Origin of the sequence: Pseudomonas imrae (assembly GCF_046352735.2) — a bacterium.
Classification (GTDB): domain Bacteria; phylum Pseudomonadota; class Gammaproteobacteria; order Pseudomonadales; family Pseudomonadaceae; genus Aquipseudomonas; species Aquipseudomonas imrae.
Genome location: NZ_CP110853.2, coordinates 1840580 through 1865838 on the forward strand (window position 1 = coordinate 1840580; position 25259 = coordinate 1865838).

12 protein-coding genes are annotated in these 25259 nt (G+C 57.5%); 8 read left to right on the forward strand and 4 right to left on the reverse strand.

Features of this window, described 5'->3' with window-relative positions; genetic code table 11:
- Positions 1-92: 92 nt before the first annotated feature.
- Entirely contained in the window at positions 93-1052 is a 960-nt protein-coding gene (locus OQ460_RS08480) for a DMT family transporter (protein ID WP_410021374.1), read from the forward strand.
- On the opposite strand, the gene OQ460_RS08485 is transcribed toward OQ460_RS08480, so the two are convergent.
- Entirely contained in the window at positions 1046-2434 is a 1389-nt protein-coding gene (locus OQ460_RS08485) for a class II fumarate hydratase (RefSeq protein WP_410021375.1), read from the reverse strand. The two genes, OQ460_RS08480 and OQ460_RS08485, sit on opposite strands and share 7 nt — an antisense overlap.
- Before the next feature lie 205 nt (positions 2435-2639).
- Here OQ460_RS08485 and OQ460_RS08490 point away from each other — a divergent pair, with 205 nt between their 5' ends.
- The 4 genes from OQ460_RS08490 (at position 2640) to OQ460_RS08505 (ending at position 9515) form a co-directional block, all read left to right on the forward strand.
- Complete coding sequence (locus OQ460_RS08490; protein ID WP_410021376.1) at positions 2640-3161, forward strand: DUF2059 domain-containing protein; 522 nt, start codon at positions 2640-2642, stop codon at positions 3159-3161.
- Between the two features lie 12 nt (positions 3162-3173).
- Positions 3174-3467 (forward strand): BolA family protein, encoded by a 294-nt coding sequence (locus OQ460_RS08495; RefSeq protein WP_410021377.1) that lies wholly within the window; start codon positions 3174-3176, stop codon positions 3465-3467.
- 255 nt (positions 3468-3722) lie between these two features.
- On the forward strand, positions 3723-6410 hold the full coding sequence (locus OQ460_RS08500; protein WP_410021378.1) for an RHS repeat-associated core domain-containing protein: 2688 nt from the start codon (positions 3723-3725) through the stop codon (positions 6408-6410).
- A 141-nt stretch (positions 6411-6551) separates the two neighbouring features.
- Entirely contained in the window at positions 6552-9515 is a 2964-nt protein-coding gene (locus OQ460_RS08505) for an RHS repeat-associated core domain-containing protein (protein ID WP_410021379.1), read from the forward strand.
- A gap of 90 nt (positions 9516-9605) precedes the next feature.
- On the opposite strand, the gene OQ460_RS08510 is transcribed toward OQ460_RS08505, so the two are convergent.
- From OQ460_RS08510 to OQ460_RS08520, 3 genes are read right to left on the reverse strand one after another with little or no spacing between them, the layout of a single operon-like run.
- The gene (locus OQ460_RS08510; RefSeq protein WP_410021380.1) at positions 9606-14174 is read right to left on the reverse strand and encodes a SpvB/TcaC N-terminal domain-containing protein; all 4569 of its coding nucleotides are present in this window, start codon (positions 14172-14174) and stop codon (positions 9606-9608) included.
- Positions 14171-19042, reverse strand: coding sequence for a neuraminidase-like domain-containing protein (locus OQ460_RS08515; protein ID WP_410021381.1), 4872 nt, complete (start codon positions 19040-19042; stop codon positions 14171-14173). The genes OQ460_RS08510 and OQ460_RS08515 overlap by 4 nt, the downstream gene beginning before the upstream one ends.
- Before the next feature lie 33 nt (positions 19043-19075).
- Positions 19076-21610 (reverse strand): Tc toxin subunit A, encoded by a 2535-nt coding sequence (locus tag OQ460_RS08520; protein ID WP_410040598.1) that lies wholly within the window; start codon positions 21608-21610, stop codon positions 19076-19078.
- 237 nt (positions 21611-21847) lie between these two features.
- On the opposite strand from OQ460_RS08520, the gene OQ460_RS08525 reads away from it, so the two are divergent.
- Genes OQ460_RS08525 through OQ460_RS08535 form a run of 3 tightly spaced genes read left to right on the forward strand, consistent with a single transcriptional unit; the run spans position 21848 to position 25235 of the window.
- Entirely contained in the window at positions 21848-22789 is a 942-nt protein-coding gene (locus OQ460_RS08525) for a rhodanese-related sulfurtransferase (RefSeq protein ID WP_410021383.1), read from the forward strand.
- 3 nt (positions 22790-22792) lie between these two features.
- Complete coding sequence (locus OQ460_RS08530) at positions 22793-23428, forward strand: DsbA family protein (protein WP_410021384.1); 636 nt, start codon at positions 22793-22795, stop codon at positions 23426-23428.
- A complete protein-coding gene (locus OQ460_RS08535) occupies positions 23421-25235 on the forward strand; it encodes an ABC transporter ATP-binding protein (RefSeq protein WP_410021385.1) in 1815 nt (604 codons plus the stop codon). Before OQ460_RS08530 ends, OQ460_RS08535 begins: the two co-directional genes overlap by 8 nt.
- Positions 25236-25259: the final 24 nt, after the last annotated feature.

The window sequence follows — 25259 nt, forward strand, 5'->3', positions numbered from 1 at the left end:
GGCAAGCCATACAATTGAACTGCGGCGTAGCCCAAGTCATTCACTTGCCCCTAGAATGCCCGATCCACCTACTCTGGCTTTCTGGGGCGCTCATGCACATCTCTTCTGGCCGCTGGGTCTACGGTTTATCGCTGACCCTCCTGACCGCGCTGCTCTGGGGCATTTTGCCGATCAAGCTCAAGCAGGTGCTGCAGGTGATGGATCCGATCACCGTAACCTGGTTTCGCCTGATGGTTGCCGGCAGTTTTCTGTTCGTCTACCTCGCGGCCGTAAGGCGCCTACCCGACCCGCGGGCTCTCGGTCCACGGGGCGGCTGGCTGGTGGCGATGGCGGTGTGTGGCCTGGTGGGCAACTACGTGCTGTATCTGGTGGGGCTGAAACTATTGAGCCCAGGCACTGCGCAACTGGTGGTGCAGATGGGACCGATCTTTTTGATGATTGCCAGCGTCTTTGTATTCAAGGAGCGCTTCAGCCTGGGGCAGGGCGCAGGCCTGCTGGTGCTGATTGTCGGTTTTGCGCTGTTCTTCAACCAGCGCCTGGCAGAGCTGTTGACGTCCCTGGGGGCCTATACGTCCGGGGTGCTGACGATTCTGCTCGCCACTACCATCTGGGTGCTCTACGCCTTGGGACAGAAGCAATTGCTGACCGTGTGGAATTCGCTGCAAGTGATGATGGTGATCTACCTGTCCTGCGCCGTGTTGTTGACACCTTGGGCCCATCCCATGGAGGCGCTGCAACTGAGCCCGTTGCAGGGCTGGCTGTTACTGGCCTGTTGTTTCAATACGTTGATTGCCTACGGTGCCTTTGCCGAGGCGCTGGCCCATTGGGAAGCATCGCGGGTGAGCGCGACCCTGGCGCTGACGCCGTTGGTGACCTTCGTGGCGGTGGCTGTCGCGGCCTGGTTCTGGCCTGACTATGTGCAGGCCGAGCAAATCAACGGCCTGGGTTATGGCGGTGCGGTATTGGTGGTACTGGGGTCGGCGATGATAGCGCTGGCACCATCGTTGTTCGCCGGGCTCAAGGCCCGGCGAGCACGGGTGCTGTCTCAGTGACCGGCTTCGAGCATGTTTTGCGGGCGTACCCACTGATCGAACTCAGCGTCGGTGAGGTAGCCGAGGTCCAGCGCCGCCTGCCGTAGGGTCAGGCCTTCGGCGTAGGCTTTCTTGGCAATCTCCGCCGACTTGTCATAGCCGATGTGCGGGTTCAGTGCGGTCACCAGCATTAGGCCGCGCTCCAGGTGTTGTGCCATCTGCTCGGCATCCGGTTCGAGGCCGGCGATGCAGTGTTCCTGGAAGTTGCGGCACCCGTCGGCCAGCAGGCGGATCGATTCCAGCAGGTTGTGGATGATCACCGGCTTGTACACGTTCAACTGCAAATGCCCCTGGCTTGCGGCAAAGCCGATGGTCACGTCATTGCCCATCACCTGGCAAGCCAGCATCGACAGCGCTTCGCATTGGGTCGGGTTGACCTTGCCGGGCATGATCGAACTGCCCGGCTCGTTGGCGGGCAACTTGACTTCAGCCAATCCAGTGCGCGGGCCCGAGCCCAGCAGGCGCAGGTCGTTGGCGATTTTCATCAAGGCCACGGCCAGGGTTTTCAGGGCGCCGGACAGGGTAGTCAGCGGCTCATGGCCCGACAGCGCGGCAAACTTGTTGGGCGCGGTGACAAACGGCAGACCCGACAGTGCAGCGATTTCCGCCGCCATCGCCTCGCCGAAACCGTGGGGTGAGTTGAGCCCTGTACCCACGGCTGTACCACCTTGGGCCAGTTCGCATACCGCGGGAAGAGCGCTGCGGATCGCCCGTTCGGCGTAATCCAGTTGCGCGATGAACGCCGAGACTTCCTGGCCAAAGGTGATCGGCGTCGCGTCCATCATGTGGGTGCGACCGGTCTTCACCAGTTTCGCATGGCGTGCCGACAGTTCGGCCAAGCCCCCTGACAGCTCGCGGAGCGCCGGCAGTAGCTGCTCATGTACCGCTTGTACAGCGGCAATGCTCATGGCGGTAGGGAAGCAGTCGTTGGAGCTTTGGGAGCGGTTGACGTGGTCGTTGGGGTGGACCGGGCTCTTGCCGCCACGCGGCTGGCCTGACAGTTCGTTGGCCCGCCCGGCGATCACCTCGTTGGCGTTCATGTTGCTTTGGGTGCCGCTTCCGGTCTGCCAGACCACCAGCGGGAACTGGTCATCGTGCTGGCCCTCGAGTACTTCATCGGCGGCTTGCTCGATCAACCGGGCGATGTCGGCAGGCAGGTCGCCATTACGGTCATTGACCCGCGCGGCGGCTTTCTTGATCAGGGCCAGGGCGTGCAGCACTGCCAGCGGCATGCGTTGCTCGCCAATGGCGAAATTGACCAGCGAACGCTGGGTTTGTGCACCCCAGTAAGCGTCATCCGGGACTTGTACGTCTCCCAGGCTATCGGTTTCGATACGGTTCATCGCGAGGACTCTCCTTAAGTCGGTCAGCGCAGTTTAGGCTCTGATGGGGCAGAGGGGTTCCATCGAATACCTTTCATCGGCCGCTTTGTATCCTGAGCCCTCGCAAAACCAGGCCCTGCAAGGGGTGGGGTTGAGTGCCGGCGTTTTTTAGGCGCAGAATGGTCGCCCTTGGGGTCTTACCTCGCCTGCTAGAAAAGGAAACTCGATGACTCGTCTTCGTGCCATCTGTACCGCGGTTGCTCTGGTATGTGCCAGCGGCCAGGTTCTTGCCGATACCGCCAGCCACAACGCCAGTGCCGAAGCCTTCCTTACCCTGGCCCATGCTGACAAGCTGGGTACCCCTGTGTACATGCAAGTGCAGCAAATGTTCGCCCAGCGTTTCGAACAGACCAAGGCGCCTGCCGCAAAGCAAACCGTACTCGATACCTATCAGGCCAAGGCCAACGCCGCCCTGGACCAGGCTATCGGCTGGAAAAAGCTCAAGCCTGACATGGTCAAGCTCTACACCAGCAACTTCAGCGAATCCGAACTCAAGGAACTGGTAGCGTTCTACAAGTCGCCCCTGGGCAAGAAAGTCCTGGAGAAAATGCCGCAGTTGACCCAGCAATCGGCCCAATTGACCCAAGCCAAGCTGGAAAGCGCGGTACCGGTGGTGAACAAGTTGCTCGAAGACATGACCAACGAGTTGGCCCCGGCCCAAAAATCCGCAGCCCCTGCGAAGAAGTAAGTGGAGCCTGCAATGATCATGCAACAACGCATCGAGACCGCGCTGGCGGCATTGGGCCCGGAACACCTGAGTGTGCTGGATGAAAGCCATATGCACAGCCGTGGGTTGCAGACCCACTTCAAGGCGGTGCTGGTCAGCCAGCAGTTCGAAGGGCTTAATCGCGTCAAGCGTCACCAGAAGGTCTACGCCACCCTGGGGGAATTGATGAGCGAGTTTCATGCGCTGGCGCTACATACCTACACGCCTGATGAGTGGGCGCAAATCGACGCAGCCCCGGCCTCGCCGACCTGCGCCGGCGGGCATTGAGAGAGTGTGCGGGGTTCGATCGATGCTTAATCGGTGGAACCCCTCAACACGCCACCCCATCCGAAGCTGATGCCTGTATTCGTTTTCAGTATCCGGACACATAAAATACCTTCGCAATACCCCCTTTCCAAAGGACGGATATCTAGGCTTTTTCGACCATAGTGCAAATCAGGTCATGAGGTCATGTCTAGCTCTCTCCATCGTAATACACCCTCCTTGCAAGCTTTTGACCCTCGCGGGTTGGTGCTACGCACCGTGCAATACCACCGCACGGGCGTGACGGATAATCCCCAAACACGTGTCAACCGCCAGGTTTTCGGAGCCAGTGGCTTTTTGCTTGAGCAGTGGGATCCACGTCAGTTCGCATTGGGCGTGACGGGCGTTGCGTCGCAATCGGGAATTTATAGTCTCTCAGGTCAGGTCGTGCGTACCGAGAGCGCCGATGCCGGCTGGCGCCTGATGTTACGCGGTCAGGCGGGGCAACTTTTGCATACCTGGGATTCACGTCAAGCTCATCAAGAGCAACGATACGACGGTTCGCTACGCCCGATAGCGGTGTTCGAACAAGCTGCGCAAGATCCGCAGCTGCGTTGTGTCGAACGGTTGACGTACGCCGAGGCTGTACCCGCAGAGGCGGCTGGCAATCGATGTGGTCGACTGATTCGGCATGCAGACCCGGCCGGGGTTTTACTGCTGGATGAATATGGAGTCGATCAGAGCGTACTTAGGCAAACCCGGCAGTTGCGCACGCAAACTTCGCCTGTGGATTGGACGTCGAGCAATGAAGAGCAAGATCAACAGTTGGATAGCCAGGCCTATACCACTGCTTGGCGCTACGATGCACTGGGTGCTCTGCTTGAGCAAACCGACGCCAAGAACAATCGTCAACATTGGTGCTATGGGCAGTCGGGATGGCTGACGGAGGTTGCTCTGACCCTCAAGGGCGGCGTGCGCAAGGTATTGATGAACCAGTGTGTGTACGACGCCAATGGACAAGTAGAGTCGGAGCAGTCGGGCAATGATGTGATCAGAGTGGCGAAATACGCCGCTCAAGATGCTCGTCTGCTGCAGTTGACGGTTCATCGCAAGGGCGAGAACAAAAAACCTTTGCAGGACCTGGTGTATGCATACGATCCGGTAGGCAACATCCTTGAAATCAGCGATCTGGCCCAGCCGACTCAATGGCATAGCAATGCCCGGATTGATGCGGTCAGCCGTTATCAGTACGACACTCTGTATCAGTTGGCCCAGGCTACCGGTCGTGAAAACTCCCTTGCTACCTATGGGCAATATGGTCCAGGGCGAGTGACGTTCGGTGCAGTGGATGACGGACTGTGGCGCAATTACACCCAGCATTACTCCTATGATGCAGGCGGTAACCTGGTGCGTCTTCAGCACGTGCCAAGCAGCGGGACGGGTTACACCCGGCAAATGAGCGTGGCGGCGGGCAGTAACCGTGCCTTGTCGGTTGGCTCCGATGCGCGGGCCTTGCTGGAGACTGCCTTTGATGCCAATGGCAATCAACGAACCTTGGGTGGAGGGCAGCAGTTAGGCTGGAGCGTCCGTAACCAGTTGACTCACGCAACCCAGGTACGGCGTGAGGAGGGGGATTCTGATGTGGAAAACTATACCTACGATAGTCAGGCACAGCGGGCGCTGAAGATCACAAGCAACCAGGTCGCCGGCAAACCACACACCCAGCAGGTCCATTACTTACCTGGTTTGCAAGTGCATACATCTCAGGGAAAGCGCTTGAATGTGTTGGAAATTGAAACGGGCAACGGGCGCGTTACCGTATGGCAATGGGAGCTGGGTCGTCCACGTGATGTGATCCCTGACCAGATGCAATTCAGCATCCTTGACCACCTCAACAGCAGTTCATTGGAATTGGACGAGCAGGCGCGATTGTTGAGCCAAGAACATTACTATCCTTATGGCTCAACGGCGTGGTGGGCAACCGGCAATACGGTTCAGGCGAACTACAAGATTCGCCGATACTCAGGCAAGGAGCGCGATGCCACGGGGTTGTATTACTACGGACTGCGTTATTACGCACCCTGGTTGCAGCGCTGGATCAGTCCGGATCCATTGGGGGATACCGACGGTCTCAATTTGTATGCGATGACTCTGGGCAACCCCATACGATTCATGGATGTCGCTGGTGCGCAGGCGACGTTTGGCGAGCAGTTCCAACCCAGTCGAGGGGATATGATCTTCGGTTTGTCCGAAGCCGTGCAGGGTTACCGGAGTTTCTGGTCCAAGCTCAGTGGGCGCGGTGACCTGATGGCTGCCTATTTCTCTGGGGCAGACGTGGAACGGTGGACGGCCGAGCTGGGGACCAGCGCCCGTGCGTTCGCCAGTTTCCGCAAAGAGCTGCCAGACGATTTCAGAGACTTGGAAGCGCAAGGTCCCAATGCATCCCAGCGAACCGTCCAAGAACTCAAGCAAGGGCTGCGTGATCAAATTTCGGCGAGTGCGCGGCGGTTCTATGAGGGGGTTGCTTCGAAGTACTCAGGCTGTACGGCAACCTTCTACAACCAGCAGTTCTCGAGAAGATTCGTTGCTGATCTGGCTTCTGGTGATTATTCAGTCGAGAAGACTGCCGGCCAATATATTGGTGAGGGACTGCGGAAAATCCAGCAAAAATTGATCAGTCGCAGCAGTAAGTCTTCTCTGGTGACCTTGACGAGCACCCAGAGCACTGCAGTGGTTCATTTTGTCCTTGACTACCTGGACCTGGATCGCGTGATCAATAAATCGCAACGGTCTGCTACTGCCTCGGAACTGCGCTGGCTCTATCGTCATCGGACGCAATTGTCCGGCAAGGTGGTTTTCTACAAAAATCACCAACGGGTTGAAGCACCCTGGGAAAGCCACACCAGCCAGTGGGCCCGCTACCAACCGAAGGGGGGGCGTGCTCCGGCAAGAAGGGCGCGTCGCTGACCTTGAGGTCTCGACCCTTGCAGACGGGCCGAGATGACCCCCCAGCATCTGGATACAGAAAACGCTCCACTACTACCGCTCTTTAGCGCGAACCGAGCCATAGGCTTTGATGACCATTTCATAAATGATGATCACGAAACCATGTCCAGTTCCTTCCATAAATTCACCCCTTCGCTGGTGGCGCACGATCCTCGCGGGTTGATTGTGCGTAATGTCGACTATCACCGCTCTACAGTATCGGACCCTCCCCAGCCGCACATTCGCCGGCAGGTGTATGGCAGTACCGGCTTGATGATCGAGCAGTGGGACCCACGTTTGTTCCAATTGCAGCGTTCGCAGCCTGCGACGCTCCCCAATCAACGCACGGTCTACAGCCTTGGCGGTCAAGCCTTGCGCACGGACAGCGTGGATGCGGGCTGGCAGTTAATGCTGCCCGGGGGGGCTGGGCAGGTGCTGGACGTCTGGGATGGACGCGGCTCCCACCAGGCTCATCGTTATGACCAGTATCTGCGAGTGGTGGCTGTGTTCGAACAGGCAGCCGGTGACGCGCAACCCCAATGTGTCGAGCGTCTTGGGTACGGCGTTTATTCGGTTGCAGAGGCGGCACTCAATCGCTGTGGTCGGGTCATCCGACATGATGATGGCGGCGGCAGTGTGTTCCATGAACGCTATGGGATTCATGGAGAAGTCGCGCTGCAGACCCGGCGTTTTCGACAGGTGGCGCCAGTGTTGGATTGGCCACAGCCAGAGGAGCAACGAGACGCGCGCCTGGAACCTGAAGGTTTTGCCACGACCGCCGGGTTTAACGCGCTCGGTGAGTGCTTGCATCACACCGATGCCAAGGGCAATCGCGTTGAGTACGACTATGGAGTCGACGGCCAATCGGCGAGTGTTTTCCTGTTACCCAAAGGCGGCGTGCGCAAGTGCCTGGTGGATCAGCACCGGTACAACGCGGCGGGGCATTTGCTGCGCGAACGCGCTGCAAATGGCGTCGTGTGTACTTTGCACTATCACCCATTGGATGGCCGTCTGCGAAAGTTGACAGCTCAGCTTCCAGGGGATGGGGGGCAGTTGCAAGACCTCGAATACGACTATGACCGCGTCGGCAATATCGTGCGGATCGAAGATCGGGAGCAGGTGACGCAATGGTCGCGCAACACCCGGGTGGGTGCCGCCAGTACTTATGAGTACGACACGTTGTCTCGACTGATCAAGGCCAGCGGACGGGAAACTGCCGGCAACAGCGGCCGTCCTGCGTTACCGGGTTTGGTGACGTTCGGTTCGACTGACGACAGTGTCTGGCGTCGTTACACCCAGCACTTTCGCTATGATCAGGCCGGAAATCTGCTTCAACTGCGTCATGTGCCGAGTAGTGGGGTCGGTTACACCCGCACAATGACCGTGGGTGCGCACAGCAATCATTTTTTGCCTGAGGTTGATGGTGCGGCTGCGCCGGGATTGGGGGAGGGTTATGATCGCTGCGGCAATCTTCAGGTCCTGGAGGGTGTCAGCCGGATGGAGTGGGGTGTGCGCAATCAATTGACGCACCTGATCCAGATAGCGCGCCAGGGTGAGGGCGATGATGAGGAGCGCTACGAGTACGACGCCGCAGGGCAGCGAATACGCAAACGTCGGTTGTTCAAGGCCAGTGGGCGCATCCATACGGCCGAGGTGCGGTACCTGCCGGGGCTGGAAATCCGCCATGACAGCGCCACTGGCGAACAACTGAACGTACTCAACCTGGCTGTCGGCACTACCACCGTGCGGGTGCTGCAATGGGATCGTCATCCTTCTGGGGTTGTTCAGCCAGCGCAGATTCGTTTTGGGCTGACGGACCAGTTGGGTAGCAATACTCTGGAATTGGACGAGCAGGCGCAACGCATCAGCCATGAGAGTTACTACCCCTATGGCGGCACCGCGTGGTGGGCGGCCAAAAATGCCAGCGAGGCGGATTACAAATTCATTCGTTATTCGGGGAAGGAACGCGATACCAGTGGGCTTTATTACTATGGCTTTAGGTACTATGCGCCCTGGTTATGCCGCTGGATCAGTCCTGACCCGGCTAGCGACATTGACGGGTTGAACCTGTATGCAATGGTCGGCGGTAACCCAGTCACCCAGACTGATGACCAGGGGTTGGCAACTTCAACGCCCACGCACGTTTCCCTGTTCAGGCGACTGCGCACAATTCCTTCCCGTATCGCTAGTCGGATACAAGCGGCCGGTTCGGCAGCGATTCGCGATGGTTTGTCGACATATTTGGCCAACGCCATCGCGGCGGTCATCGACGTGGCGATTTTTGGCAACATCGCACCGACAGCGGCCGGCAACCAGGCCTTGCGCTATAGCGTCGCGGCGCTGGATGCACTGGCTGTCATCCATATGAGTACGGGGATCGCCGGTCGTTGGACGCGCTATGCGCCACTGATCGGGCTGATAGCGGGGGGGGTGGCGGGAGCGGGTTATGCCGGGCATGCACAGTCCCTGCATCCGCAAACCGAGGAAGGCTGGGACCCTGTTGCGCGGCTGCGGTTGGCTGGGCACGTGCGATCATTCTCCAGAGAACTGATCCAGCAGGTTATTCGCGGGCATGGCAGTGGTTACTCCTGGGGGACGACGCCCCTGCGGGGCAGAGTTGCAAGAACCTCCGGGGCGACGGCGGCCTATGCGGTCGCGACTATTGGCAACACGTTATTCGGAGAGGACGTGCCTTTGCCTCTGGTGCCGAATGTCACACCCTTTGTAGAGGCCTACGACGCGGCGGCGGGTACGCTGATTCGTAGCGGTCATGCAACAGCCGTCGCCGATGCTCATGGTGAAACCCTGCAGTTTCCTGACCCAGAAGCGATGATGCATGGCGGCCTGAGCAGGATGCTCAGTCAGGTTTGGGGGTACTGGGCCTCGACGGCCATTGAGGCATTGGTCGTCCACATAACCGGCTTGCCCATGGCAGGGCAACGTGCGTTGACGCGTACCTTTGTGATGGTTGCACGTGGCGTTACTTCGGCGCTCACTGAATTTCGCGGGTTCCTCGTACAGGGGGCGAGGGAGGGGTATTCGAACCTGGTGTCGAGCTGGTCGCGACCCCGGGTTACACGGCTCTAATGTCGATCTGCAACACCGCGTAAAGCACCCTTTGTTGCTGCAAAACCCCAGGCCGTCACGGGTACTCGGTGACGGCCTTTTCAATAAGGGTCAGTGGGGCGGCGACTCTTGTAAAAGATTTACGTCTTCGTAGGTATCGTTTTCATCCTCATTAACTGTATACCAGGCCCAATAGGTATTACGCCTCATGAAGCCGGCGGCAGTAAGAGTGCGGGTAGGGCGTCCGAGAGGGTCGTAGAACTGCCGGTCGCTGTAACCCAGCTCGCGCAGGGACTGGTCGTTGACGTAGCCGTGTCTGTCGGCAAAGTAGGGGCGGTACACACGAATGATCAAGCCCTTGTTGTTGTATTCGACACGCTCGCTGACTCGCCAGCGGGGATCGGCCTCTACCTGGCGCAGTTGTTTTTTCTGGGCTTGGGCAGCGGAGTCAGGTTTATCCTCGACCAGCAGGTTGCCCTGTTCGTCCACCGCATTGGCAGGGCCCGGCTCGGTTTTCTGTTTGCTCTGCAAAGTACGGCCAAAGCCGTCCCAACAGGTCAGTGTCAGACGGATCTGTTGTTCGGTGTCGTCCGGGTATCGGTCGGCTTGCATCATGAGGCCATGCACCGGCACTCGGCTGGCCTTGTCGATCAAGGCCTTGAGTGCTTTTTCGTTATTGTTGAGTGATTGGGAGCTATTGTTCAGGCGCAACCGAGTGGTCATCCGGATATATCCGCCGGGAAGAAGATAGCCTTTGGTAATCCACTCTGGTTTCACCTGGGCTTTATCGATGGCACCCATCCAACTGAAGGCGTCGTAGCAGTGGGCACTGGCCATCTTCTGCAGAAGGCTTTTGGCGTCCTTAATGGCTGCGGCAGGGGTTACAGCCTCCGGCAGGTTGTAGTCAGCCAGGGCGGCGAAGCCCACTTTTACGTCCTGTTCATGGCCGTAGAAGGTGCTGGCGAGCAACTGTCCAAATCCGTCATAAAGCGCTTCTTGAACATTGCCATTGGGGCCGACAACATTCCTGGGCAGCAGTAATCGATAGTCATATTCGGCTTTGGTCAGACACCCGTCGGGCAGTTTTACACTGATGATTTGTAGCCAGTAGGGGTCATAGGTAATCGTTATTTTACCGTGCGCCTGGGTCGCCCGCAGTGTCTTTAGCCGATAGAACTGTGTGGCATTTCCATATTGGGGAAAGTAACGTCGGATGGACCACAGGCTGTTTTCCTTGGTCGCCGTCTCACCCGCAAACAGGAAAAACCGGTTCAAGGTGTGATAGCCGCTGTCCTTGAGCTTTTGTACCAAGTCAACCGCGGGTTGGTTGGGCATTACCGGTATGTCCTTGTAGACAGCCAGGGCCTGTTCGTCCAGTTCTGCGGTTTCCAGGTAATCGGTCAAGGCCTCGAGGGTCGCGGCGCCTGGTGCCAGGGTTAGGCCATGGCCACCGGGTTCACGGTAGTGCTGGACCGACAAACCGATGAGTTCACGGGTAGCACCTGGCGCCAAAGGGCCATTTTGGAGATCGATGAACGTCTCATAGGTGATTTGTGCAAGGCTCAACCCGCCAGCAGCAGGTGACTTGCCCAGCACCAGCGCATTGCTTCGTTGGCGATACGGCAGGGCCAGGCGCCAGCGCGTTGACTCCTCCAGGTGAATGTACTGCGTCAACGTTTCGCTCAGGTAATACGACTGCTGTGCGCTGTCATGGGTGTCGCGCCACCATCGCTGCTCATGGTCACCTGCCAAAACGGCGGGCGGTGCGTCATCCGGGGTAGTACGACGGGCATAATGAATGGTGAGGCCATGTACCAGACACCCATAGGCATCCCAGCGTAGATTGATCTGATGCTGGCAGACGGGATCGTCTGCCACGCTTTCATATCGATAGCTGATGGACTCCAGCGGCAATGGCAGAAGCCTGGCATCGGCTGTATGGGCACTTATCGGTGCCAACTCACGGACCCTATAGCGATGCACCTGTACTGAATAGGGAACAGTGCCTGAATGCGGATCGGCGGCCATGACCTCCACTCGCAGCACCGCCCCGCTCAGTGCCCGTGCGACCTGGCGCATGAGGGCAGGGGTAGGTTCGCCAATCAAGTCGTCGTGATGGTCGAGGGGATTGGCCGGCGCGACAACCCTGTGCTTGCTTACAAGCGTGCTGCCCAGCGTCTTGGCATGCGCATCGTGTGTACTGGCGCCTGGGGTCGGCGTGTTGACAAATTGCCCAGTATGAAACCAGGTCTTGTTCAGGACCGGGGCGCTGAAACCGTTATCGCGTTGTTCGCCATTGCTGTTTTCGGTGTCGGTTTGCAGCAGCAGCCCGAAGCCACGGAACTCCCGGTCTACCCGATCGTAATAGCCATGACGATAACGTACGTGGTGCGTGAGTCGGTTGCCGGTAATCTCGTCCTGTTGTGTTTGTTGGCTCACCAGATGGATTGCGAAAGGCAAGTGACTGATGGCCGACTGGCCGTCGGCATTGAGCTGGCGCTTTTCATCCAGCCACTCTTGCGCGCTGCTGCGATACTGGATTGATGTCTGGGCTCCCATGTTGTTATGGGTGCGTATCAACATCCCGGGCTTGCTGTTGAAAAAGTCATAGCGCCAGTGAATGGAAGACTGGTGCGCCGCGCTCAGGATCAGGCTGGGGCAGCCCAGGCCCTGTACGTCGACAAGGCTGACCTGGCAGTGGTCGTCATGCACGATGCCTGTCGGCCACGGCAGCTTGATAGGGGCGGTCTCGAAGCCATTGCCAGCTTTATTGAGGAAAATCCACACGTGCTCGGCAGTCAGGTACAGCAAGTCGTTGGCACCGGTGCCTGCCAGGTCGGCGAGCAATACATTTTGCGCCTTGAATGTGTGATGTGAGAACGGCAATGTGGCCATGACAAAGCCCTTGGCGAAACGTCCCTGGCCCAGGTTTGGCCAGCATTTCACTTCGTTGTGGCGGATGCGGACCAGATGCTGTTGCCCAGTGGCGAGCACGTCGCTGAAGGCTACCAGTTCGTCAGGCGAGGAAGAGATGGTCGGCAACGTATCGCCTATCGGATGGGGGACCTCGATCGCGGGTGCGAAACCGGACTTCTGGCGATTGGCGTATAGGCGTACGCTGCGCGGGCCGATCATGGCGAAGTCATGACGCCCGGCCCCCATCAAGTCGGCTAGCACACCCTGGGCATGGAAAAACTCTGTCGGAAACGCATCGAAGGGGGTGAAGGCCGACCAATCGTGTTGTTCGTCCAGGCTGAAAAAGCCGTTCATGCCAGGGTGGGCGACCAGCCAATCCAACCGTCCATCGCCTTCCAGGTCAGTCAATGCCTGGTGGATAGGGCGGGTACTGTCGGCGACGGGCACCCGCGACAACTCTCGCGCCGCACCGTAGATCACGTTGTCGCTGTTCAAGGCTGACTCGTCCCTGAGTGGCTCCCGGTAATACCAGCTTTTGTCACTGCGATACAGGATCCCAGGGATCCCTTCGCCATACAGATCCACCAGTTGATAACGATAGCCGTCATTGAGTCCCGGCAATGATCCGAGTGCCTGATAGCGGCCAGGGTCCGACTTGAGCCGGCTTGATTGATAGAGGCACTCCAGGGGCGGACGGCCTTGGCTCTTGCCCGAGCTGTCGAAGCCCTGTTCATGAACCGCACTCAGCAGGTTGATACTGCTACTTCGGTTGTACTCCAGCAGCAAACGCTTGACCAGAATGGGATCGGCGCCCATTTGCGGGACATCGGGAAAGTGGTGATACATTAAAACCTGCGTGCACAGACGCAGGGTGCGTAGCTCAAAGCCGAAGGAAAAATCCGAGCAGGGGTCACGTCGTAAACTCCAGGGTCGAGGCTGCGCATAATCGGGCTGTTTATCCAACTCCAGGGCAGGCCCGCCATAATCGAACAGCAACTGAAAGTGCCAGCCCATGTCCGGCTTGTCATCGGTCTTCCAGAGATACAACTGCTCTTTCTTGCGCGCTGAAAAGTTGCCGTAGCAGACCCGTTCCAGATAATGCTGGGCACGGCAATCGCGTGGGTAGCGTGCGGTGTCGGTTTCTTTTTTGTAGTGGTAGTAGATGTGCTCGCCGTGAGCACTCAGGCTTTCCTGTAGTAACCATTGCGCTACGGCGTGGGGACGATCCGGATCGGCGATGCGGGCCAATGGGGTTTTTCCATAGAAATGCTGGTTACCATCTGCACCTTGTATCAGCCAGAAGCCCGCCGTATCGATTGGTGATAGCCAGTGTTCGATGACGTCGAAGCTGCTTTCGATCCTCGGGAAGTAACGAGTCACGCTATAGACCGTATCCGATACGGTGGATGAGCGACTGACAGATGCACCCCTTGCGTTGCGCTCGGGCAACCAGATTTGCGTGTCAGGCCCGATGAACTCGTCTTGTGCCGTATAGGTGGGCACGCCTTTGGACGTGCGCCGGCTGATGGCGCTCAGGGGGACCGTCCAGCCGAGTCCGAACGGGCCGTTCCCCGCCGTGCTGTGGTAAGTCAGCGCCATGGCCGGCGCATAGCCTCTTGCGGGAGAAATCGGCAAGGGGATTTCAAAGGTTGCCGTGCCGCTTGCGCCGACATTGCCCCAGCCCTTGCCAGTTCCCTGAATGGCACCGCCGCCTTTGGGCAGGGACGGAGGGTTGATCTGCAAGTCGGGAGTGTCGCTACTCATGTTCTGCCCCCTGTTTGAGGCGTCGCCCTGGCGGTGTAGCGCAAATGGATGACGATGTCGTTGATCGATTCGAGCACTGCTTTTTGCTTGGCTGGGTTGGGAAACGCCAGGGTCCATTTGGAAATGGCACCCGTGTACTCAAAGGGCAAGTAGCGGTCGTTGCTGTCGAACCTGAGCGTAAAAAGGCCGCTGTCATCAAGGCCACTCGAGAGTGCGATTTGCTGGTGTACCCGTAGGTCTACCTTGGGTGAAGCGTCAGGCCTTTCTATTTCACTGCGGGTTTGGATCAATGTCGCCCTGATGTCTTCATATGGCCCCAATGTTGCGGGCAGCGAGACGCTGATGTATTTGATCCGGCGCAGCGTGTGACCGGGATAGTCCTCATCCAGCAAGGCTTTGCTCAGGGCAAAATCCACGGTGCCGGTTTTTACCAGGTCTGCCTTATGCTCTTCCCATGTCTTGGTGGCAGTAGCGGCCGCGCCCATGATTGAGGTCGCGACGGAGCACTCCACCAAGCGATGGCGCAAAGACACGGTTTTTGTTATTTCCAACTCGCGGGGGGTGTGTTGCAGGTACGCCGTGTTCATTTTTGTCAGGTTCAGCTTCAGCGTTTCAGCGCTCAGCAGCCCCCGGGAGGCGTTATGCCAGGCATCGCTTTGAAAAAACTCCCGGTCAATGGCGGTTTCATATTGCCAACAGGCTTCGGCGGCGAGGCATAGGGATTGGGCGTTGTCATACAGCGCGTAATAAAACGTGCTCAGCTTCGCATTGAGCCATTGATAAAGCTGTGCAGTGGTAAAGCGCCTGCCGAGCAATTGATAGGAGGCTTTGGTTTGGGCCAATGCGGTGCGGGCGTTGCGCAGTTGCAGGTGAGTCGCTTTTTCCTGCTCGGTGTGTACCAGCAGCAGCGTATCGATCTGCCCCAGTTCCAGGTGCGCCTGTTGATGGGCGTGTGTCCACTCCTGGGCCCGCCGCTTGAACAGCTCGGTCCGGTCAAGGTCGTTACCGTTGGCGCGCGCGGTGTTGGCCTGACCTTGGGCAATGGCTTGTATTGTATAAAACGGGCCCTCCAGGCGCACCCCTCCGACGGAGGTGCCAAAAATGTTCGGTGCCAGCATGGCGAGCCCGGCACCCGCCCCCGCGATGGCCGCCGCGAGTTCGTAATCGGCGCTTTCTACATAGTGTTGACCGGCCAATCTTTCATTGGCGCTGATCCCTTCTTTGAGTTGTTGCGCCAGGAAGTCCAGTCGACCTTGGATGATTGCACGGCTTCGGTGGAGTGCTTCTTTATTCTTTTCATCAATGATCAAAGCCTGGGTCTGTTGGGTGACTACCAACTCCGCCAACTCCCAGGCATGTTGCTGTTGCAGCTCAAGGTGTTGCGCCTGTTCTTTGCGTTCGATGAGCGAAAGCAATGTAGTGCCGAACTGTAGCAGGCTCTCCACGGCACCCAGGGCATGCCCGAATATGACCTGGAAACGATAGTGCCCCACTTCAGTTAGTGGCGAAAGGGAAAGTGTCGCCAGAGCAGAGGTGCCCTGCGCACGCCGCGTCAATAGTGCAGACGGTGGCAAAGGGGCAGCGAAGAGGGAGCGGCGCATCGGCTTGCCGGTAATATCAAGATGATGGCGCAGCCCGTGTAGTCGACTCTCCAGCATGTCCCAACGAGCGACCAGGTGCGTATTCAACGGGCGGTGGAAGTAGGGATTGTTACTGAACCAAGGTTGTTGTTTAGCGTTTTTACAGTGTTGGGAAAGTTGGCTGGCCTGCGTGTGCTCTAACTGGCGTATCGCCTCGGAGGAGGGCTTGAGCAGCGACTCCAGCGACAGTGGAACCCAGACGTCGGCGCGGGTGGTTGACGGGCGGGTGCCCAGCAAGCTTTGCGCCCGGATGTACCAAAGTTTGGCTTCGGCCAGGCTGTCGGGGGTAGACAGTCGATAGGCCGCATCCCCCCGATTGATCAGGATATCTACATAAAGGTGATACAGGGCTTTGCGAAGGTAGGTCGGGAAACTGAGGGCCAGGTAATGCGGTTCTACAGGGCTGTGGCAGGCGTAGCTGAGTTCTCGGTTTTTTGGGTCAAGTAGGCTGAGCTTCCAGGTTTGCTCGTGGCGAGGGTCGAACAGATAATGCAACCAAGTCTCGGCATGGGCGTACTGTTGCTCCTGGTTCAAGCGATGGGCGATTGTCCAGGGCAGGTAGAGATACAGTTCGCGCAAATATTTGCCTTGTGCACTCTGGAAGTCGGGAAATCCAGGCGGCGAATTTCCAGCTTTTGCCGGTTCTGTCCCGTTCTGAGCCGCGTATGAAAACAGTGGTTCGAGGCTGGCGTCGGTGATCTTCACCAGTTCTCCGGCTAAGTCGGTATTCAGGTGAATCGCCGGAAGCTTTGGGGTGGAACTGGCGGAAAAATCAATGAATTGGGTTGTACCACCGGACTCTCGAGGCTCTTGCTTGATGCAAGGGGCGTAAGTCGGCGCGTCACTGCTTTGCTCCTCGATCGCACAGGTGACGGCCTTGAGTGCGTGACCGAGGTTTTTAACGCCGGTTTCCTCGTGGCTTTCTAGGGCAATGACCCCATGGATAACAGTGATGGACTGCAGTGATGATGTTTCGGGAATTTTGATCCGTGCAGTCGCGACGTTGCCAGTCTTCAGCTCGAGAAGCGCCCCCGCCAGGCTTTCGTGTTCTGTGTCGGTAAAGTTGAGGATACGGGCAGTGCTGTTGTTGATGGCTTGCGGGGTTGCGACGTCCGGCAATTTGGACTGCATGATGACGTGTTTGTAGAAGCGGATACTGGGTGTGGAAACTTCCATGTTTTCGCCAGTCATGGCGTTTTCGAAGTGCAATTTTTTGCTTGAAGACAGGTCGCCGGGAAGGCTATAGCCGCTGTAGCGGTCGATGACGAGCTTCATTCTGTCCGCGTGAGTGATCAGGTGAGTGAACGCATGTTTGTTGATGAATTTTCCTTCCAGGGAGAACTCGATATATCCATCAGGTTTTCTCGACTCGAGTGTCAAAAGAATAGAGTTTTCGTCATGAATAGCATTGGGGAAAGCGTCGCCACTCAGGAGGTTTTTGAAGAATAACGTGTGATGTGAGAAGTTTCCGGAGGGCTGCACTAGTTGGTGTATTCTGATCATTGAGCGCTCGCCAAGTTTAATCTCGGAGGTGTTAGAATCACTCAGCTCAGGTGCACTGGTCAGGATAATGGAGAGCAGCGAATTGCTATACTCAGCCTGCAAGCTGCCTTCGAGTTCAGGTGGGATATAAGGTGTTTTGCTTGAAAGTTTGATGCTATAGGACGGTAGGAAGTCGGACGTTATCTTTGAGGTGAAAATAATCTCTTTAGTGGCCGGATCATAGGTGGAGGTGATGGTTTTTGCATTCTCTATAGCCGCACTTTTTGATTCGAAGTTCCACTTTTTTTCATCGGCGTGTGAGGGGGTTTCATCAGTCAGAGTTATCGATTTCCCGTTCTGTGTTCTGGTCTTGAACTGTAAGTTGTCTTTGTTGTAGTCGAGAAATAGCGTGAAGTATTGATGGGCAAATTGGGGTAGTAAGGGTTCGGAAAAATAATTGTATCTGTCGGGCCCTCCCCCTAAGGGGGCTTGAAGACCCGCTTGGATGGATTTGGGGGCGAACAGGGTCGTAAGTACTGCGTATAGCCGCGCGAGATCTACGTTTGGCGGGACGGTATACCTGCCGGGGCTGCCGGCTGCAGCGACTATTTTGATGTCCAGCGATTGATCGACACTGACGGCTTGAAAAAACCTGGCCTGTTGGTTGCTGTCGGAGTCCAACTGGGTGGCCATCATGCCCATGAACAGCGTAGGGGGCGATCGGGTATCCACTACGGCTACGGTCTGCGTGACGTTTTTGAGTTGCTCGGGTGTGAGTGCATTCAAACTACGGAAGACGCAGAGTTCCTCAAGGGCGGTGCGTGGCAGGCTCCAGGAGCCATCCACTTTTCTGTATGCAAAGCACAGGCGAAATTTTACATACCGACTGATCCGCCATTCTGCCTGACGTTTTTTTTCGTTTTCACTTGGGTTTTGGGCAGCGTCGTTTGTATGTGATGTAAATAGGCTGGAAGGTAAAGGTTGTATGGTCTCGGCCCAAACGATGAATAGCCGATTGTTGAAAAAGACCGGGCGAATGCTGTGGGCTGCTGTGTCGGCGGAAAAGGTCAGGTTGATTTTTTTCCAGTCAGTCCAAGCCACCGCCGCAGGCGTGTCGGGCTTCAGGGTGGAGCGTTTCGATAGATCCAGTGAGCGCCAGTAGTAAGTGTCGTCGGTACTGGATTTACCGACGAAGTAATACGTGCTGTCAGTCAACTGCCCTGCATCCCCGTCAATGTAGCCATTGAGGGTTTGGATGTTGGCGATTTCTTCGAACCGAGACAGATAACTTTGCACGGCGTTCAATACGGTGTCGGGTTGAATCCGGTACTGGCTAAGGTCGTTCTCCAACTGCAGGAAGCTCTCGCTTTTGTCCTGGCGTAGGGTGGGGTCCAGGTAGTCAGCGGGGTGATAGCGCAGTTGCTGGCTGGCACTCCACAGTGGATAGGTCTGCAGGAACTCGCGCCAGGCCAGGGACTCGTCGGCTGACATACCTTGGGTTTCATAACCCGGTTCGAGCCCTGATTCAATTCGGTTGATGTAGTGCTGCACACTGGTGATTGCGCTGGCCACGGGGCTGCTGGGCACCATTTGGCTGACTTGTACGTCGAGTAACCAATGGTTGTACAGGTCATTGGGCGTGCGAATCGTTTTTTTGAGGGTTTCGCTGATGCCGTGGGCCATGTAGTAGCCGAGCATGGCGTCACGCAGGGCTTCATTGAGGTGTCGATCGATGGTCTCAGACATAGTCATTCCTTGAGTCCGGTCGTTGAAATAAAATTAGTGGTGTTTGGCGATGACGGCTTCGCCCAGAGACTTCCAGGCGTCGAAGGTGCTGCTGGTATTCAGTTCGCTGGCGTCGAGCAGGGTTTGGCTGGAAAGCCCGGTCACGGTGCAGGCTTGTCGGCATCGAATGATCCAGTCCAGTTGGTCCATGGCGGTGACCGTCCTGGATGGCAACGTGTCGGCCCATACCTTAAGTTCTTTTTCGCTCCAGCCCAGCCATTGGGATAACTGAGTATTGAGGGTTTCAGGCGGCTCTTTTAGAGGGGCGTTGGCGTGCTGGAAGTATTCCAAGAGGCTGTCCTCCGCCAGGCCGTACGTGTCGCAGCAGGACCGCAAGCTCTGCAGCAGGTAAAGCGTGCCCAGGCTCAGTTCAACCCGCGCCGTAGGTGGCTGGGCGCTGTCCAGCCAATGCGGGTTGAGTAACAATTGATCCAGTGACGTAGTGTCGATGGGTAACGACAAGAGCGTTGCAATGTCCGGGGCGAGCAGGATCAAGTGCTTGGACGCGGGCCACTTCCCTGTGGTTTGGAAAGCGTTCTCGTGGGCTGTTGTGTAGTGCCTGCGGAGTTCGGTGGTGTGGGCGGTCGACGTTCTACCGTCCAGAAGCTGCGCAATAAACGAGGTGAGATCCTGCTTTGTCAGTGTGGAGTCTGGTTGCTCAAGCAGCAGGTCGCCCCATCGCTTGAGCGCTGGACTCTCGTGAACAGGCTCCAGCAGCAGTTGCCTGCGCAATTGCGCTACGCTGCTGTTACTGTCTTTCAGCCAGGTGATCACCCAGTCCAGTTGCATCAGAATATCGAGAAAGTCCACCGTGTCCGCCTCTGAACGCAATGTGGGCGTAACCAGGGATGCTCCGACTATCTCGGCCAACTGCGTGCAATGCAGCACAGTCATACCGAATAATCGGGCGATGCGCGCCTGCCGGTAGATAGACGAGAAGGTCGTGAGATCTCTGTGAACAGGTCGAGGCGTCGCCTCGATCAACAGTTGCAACGAGTGCGGCGTATCACTCAGTTCAAGTGCTGCGCAGAGCTGCTGACGGGTTTGCGCATCGAAGGGCTTGTTGTCCAGGGGCAGCGGCTGCTTGGAAAACAGTGTGCGATTGAACACTTGATCGAACAACGGCTGCTCTTTGACGCTGGCTTGCACCGGCATGCGATGCAATAGCGCGCAAAATTCGAGCGGTGTTAACGCGTAACGCTGACTGAGGTAACGATAGATGCCCAGTGTACGCAACGTGTTGTGACTGATCGGAGGCGTGGTGTTGGGCTGGCTCTCATGCGCCATTGCGCTGACGATCAGGGTATCCAATTCGGCGAAAGGTATATCGGCCCACTGTTGCAGACGGATCATCCGTTGCATTCGGTCGAATCGCTCTTCGGTGGTGTCTTTCAGGTTCGGGGCTTTGCCAGCGGGGTAATCCAATGTCATGGCAATGCCGGTACCGCTGCTGGCCGCGCTGGTATCGCCGTTGACGTAGCGTGCCCCATACGCTCGCAATGTTTGCCCTGCTGTCGAAGGCGAGGCGTGGGGGGCGAAGCTGCCTTCTGCCAAAAGTGCCTGAAGCTGTGTGCTGTTCAAACCCGTGCATTGCAGGAAGTCGGCAACCTTTTTGGGGGAGCCTTTTTTTGCCTGGGTGTCAGGAGGCTGGGGCCAGTTGTAGTGTATTCGAAACAGTGATTCCCCGTTTAGCGCTGGGCTTTTCAAGACTTGTTGCTGTTCCGGACTTAACCCGCTTAACAAGCACTGCACATCAAAGTTGAATGCTTTTACCGTGCCATATTTTGCACAGGCGGTTGCGTCGAACGGTAATCTTTTACTGATTCGATAGTTCAACTCCCCCAGGCTGTGCAGGGTCCCTGGCAACCCCAGGCAACACTGATGGTGGTGGACGTTGTACGGCAGCACGTAGGGGTAGTAGTGTGTACTGAGCAGTGTATTGATATGTTGATTTGGGCGTGCTGTGGCGATGTGCTGACGCAGAATAGTGTCGATGATCGACAACAGCGGGCGCTGGCTGAAGGTGCTTTCCTGATCGATCTGCAGTTCGTCCAAATCCGGGCGGCGTTCCTTCAGCGTGACTTTTGCCAGCGATCCCTTGCCATTTGCCTCCACTTGCCGGGCAAAAAGAACCAGCGCTCGAAGATAGGCCGCGGGAGAGTCGATAGCCGCGATGGCGTCGGGCGCGCAGATGCTCCCCCAGTTCTCCTCAAACGTGGTGGCGTAGGTCGATTCCAGATCGCGTTTACTGCGCGGCGGCGGGGCTTGGGTGGATGACAGCGATTGATGTTCGTACAACCACTGCAGTTGGGTGGCATAGACCAAGGCGTTGTCGTAGGCCTGGGCGCTGTTGTCATCGTTGAGTTCATTCAGCCTCTGAGCGAAGTCGGCTCTGGGCATCTCGACAATGTCGAATATCGAGGTGATACCCAACTTAACCAGAGCAGTCTTGAAGTCAACTTTTCCACGGCCTGGCGTGACGGGGTTCGCTATCAGATTGAGTAGTAAGGGACTGCTTAAAATATCCATATTAACGACCTTCCAGAGAGCCCACAGGTACATCCGATGGGCGACGAAAGACGCTATCACGCAAGTTGCCAGGGCCGGGGTCAGCCAATGCCGCGATGGCGATGGGGAAATATCAGCGCCGCAGTGTCGATGTTATCGCGCCGTAGTTTTGCTAGAATCCGTGGCGCGCCACTTGGCTGGCGCGTTTTTTTGCATCCGGTTCACCCCTTACGAGGGTAGCCACCTGGAGAGATACCCATGACACACCCGATTGTCGTGGCGGCACTGTATAAGTTCGTCACCCTCGAAGATTACGTCGCCCTGCGCGAGCCGCTGCTCAAGGCAATGGTCGACAACGGCATCAAAGGCACCTTGCTGATCGCCGAAGAAGGCATCAACGGTACCGTTTCCGGTAGCCGTGAAGGCATTGATGGCTTGATCGCCTGGCTCAAGAACGATCCACGCATGGTCGACCTCGATCACAAAGAGTCGTATTGCGACGAGCAGCCGTTCTACCGTACCAAGGTCAAGCTCAAGAAAGAGATCGTGACCCTGGGCGTCGAAGGCGTCGACCCGAACAAAAAGGTCGGTACCTACGTCGACCCGAAAGACTGGAATGCGTTGATCAGCGATCCTGAAGTGCTGTTGATCGATACCCGCAACGACTACGAAGTGTCGATCGGCACCTTTGAAGGTGCTGTTGATCCGAAGACCACCAGTTTTCGCGAATTTCCCGACTACATAAAAGCCAATTTCGACCCGACCAGGCACAAGAAAGTCGCCATGTTCTGCACCGGTGGCATTCGCTGTGAAAAGGCCTCGAGCTATATGCTCGGCGAGGGATTCGGCGAGGTGTATCACCTCAAGGGCGGGATCTTGAAGTACCTTGAGGAGGTGCCTCAGGAAGAAACCAAATGGCAGGGCGACTGCTTTGTCTTCGATAATCGTGTCACCGTGCGTCACGACTTGAGTGAAGGCGACTACGATCAATGTCATGCCTGCCGTACACCCATCAGCGTCGAAGACCGGGCGTCCGAGCATTATGTGGCCGGCATCAGTTGCCCGCATTGCTGGGATAAGCTCTCCGAGAAAACCCGCCGCAGCGCGATCGACCGCCAGAAGCAGATTGAACTGGCCAAGGCCCGCAACATGCCGCACCCAATTGGCTACAACTACAAGCAATCATCTTCCGAGGCCTGAGCCATGTCCGCGCGCCTGCTCTATGTAATGGATCCCATGTGTTCCTGGTGCTGGGGCTTCGCACCGGTGGCCAAGGCACTTATGGAGCAGGCGCAGGCCGCCGGCGTCGAGCTGCACCTAGTGGTGGGCGGCTTGCGCACCGGCAGTGGTGCAGCCCTGGAGCCGACGACCCGACGCTATATCCTAGAGCACTGGCAGGCAGTCACTGACGCCACCGGCCAGCCGTTCAACCGCGAAGGCGCTCTGCCTGAAGGTTTTGTCTACGACACCGAGCCTGCGTGTCGTGCCATTGTCACCGCCCGCGACCTGGCGCCGGATTGTGCCTGGAGGCTGCTGGGGCTGATCCAGCGTGCGTTTTATGTCGAGGGCCGCGACGTGACCCACGCCAGCGTGTTGGTGGAGTTGGCCGAACAGGCTGGCATACCGCGCATCGAATTTGCCGAAGCGTTTGATCGCGCCGACCAGCACGCAGCCACTGCTGCTGACTTCACCTGGGTCCAGGACCTGGGCGTGGCTGGTTTTCCTACATTGCTGGCCGAGCGTAATGGCCAGTTGGCCTTGTTGACCAACGGCTACCAGCCGCTGTCCGAGCTGGCGCCTTTGCTCGGTCGCTGGCTGGAGCGCGCCGCCTGTGCCTGATCAGCCTGCTGAACAGGCCCGGCGTGTCGATCGGCTGACCTGGGCGGAGATTCGGCGTCTGGCCCTGCGCCACAAAAAATCCCTGTGGGTCGCCAATGGTGTCGCCGTACTCGCGACCCTTTGCAGCGTGCCGATTCCCCTGCTGTTGCCGTTGCTGGTGGATGAAGTGCTGCTGGGCCACGGCGACGCTGCGCTGAAGGTGATGAACCATGCGCTGCCGCTGGGCTGGCAGACGGCCGCTGGCTATATTGGCCTGATGCTGTTTCTCACCCTGGTGCTACGTTGCGGTGCCCTGGTGTTCAACGTATTGCAGGCCCGGCTGTTTGCGCAGTTGGCCAAGGATATTGTCTACCGTATTCGCGTGCGGTTGATCGAGCGCCTCAAGCGAATTTCCCTGGGCGAGTACGAAAGCTTGGGCAGCGGTACCGTGACGACTCATCTGGTGACCGATCTGGATACGCTGGATAAGTTTGTCGGTGAAACCCTGAGCCGTTTCCTGGTGGCTATGCTGACCTTGGTGGGCACTTCCGCGATTCTGATGTGGATGCATTGGCAACTGGCGTTGTTGATCCTGTTGTTCAACCCATTGGTGATCTACGCCACGGTACAGTTGGGCAAACGTGTCAAACATCTGAAAAAGCTGGAAAACGACAGTACGTCACGGTTTACCCAGGCCCTGACCGAAACCCTTGATGCCATCCAGGAAGTCCGAGCGGGCAACCGCCAAGGTTTTTTCCTCGGACGGCTGGGGCACCGAGCCCAGGAAGTACGGGATTTTGCGGTCAACTCACAATGGAAAAGCGATGCTTCCAGTCGCGCCAGCGGCTTGCTGTTCCAGTTTGGAATCGACATCTTCCGGGCGGCAGCAATGCTTACGGTGCTGTTTTCCGACCTGTCCATCGGGCAGATGCTCGCGGTGTTCAGTTACCTGTGGTTCATGATCGGTCCGGTGGAGCAGTTGCTGAACCTGCAATACGCCTACTACGCGGCAGGTGGCGCGCTGACGCGGATCAACGAACTGCTGGCCCGGGCCGACGAGCCGCAATACGCGGGCGAAACCGACCCTTTTGCCGGGAGAGAGACGGTGGGGATCGAAGTTCGCGGCCTGAGTTTCGGGTACGGTGAAGATCGGGTGCTCGACCAACTCGACCTGGATATTGCGCCGGGTGAGAAAGTGGCGATTGTCGGAGCCAGTGGCGGCGGTAAAAGTACCCTGGTGCAACTGTTGCTGGGGCTTTATACGCCGCAGTCGGGCGCCATCCGTTTCGGTGGTGCAACCCAGCAGGAAATCGGACTGGCAACGATCCGTGAAAACGTTGCAGTGGTGTTGCAGCATCCGGCCTTGTTCAACGATACCGTGCGCGCCAACCTGACCATGGGCCGTGATCGCAGCGATCAGGCCTGCTGGCAGGCACTGGAAATCGCCCAACTGGATGCTACCGTCAAGGCTTTGCCTTTGGGCCTGGACAGTGTGGTAGGGCGTTCCGGGGTGCGTTTTTCCGGTGGGCAGCGTCAGCGTCTGGCCATTGCCCGCATGGTGTTGGCCGAGCCCAAGGTTGTCATACTCGATGAAGCGACATCTGCCCTCGATGCGGCCACCGAGTACAACCTGCACCAGGCATTGACGCGGTTTCTCAGTGGTCGCACTACTCTGATCATCGCCCACCGGCTGTCGGCGGTAAAACAAGCTGATCGAGTACTGGTATTTGATGGCGGTCATATCGCCGAAGATGGTGACCACCAGCAGTTGATCGCCGATGGCGGGTTGTATGCAAAACTTTACGGACATCTGCAACAAGTGCGGTGATATAGCCTAGGCTGTGCTCTCAGG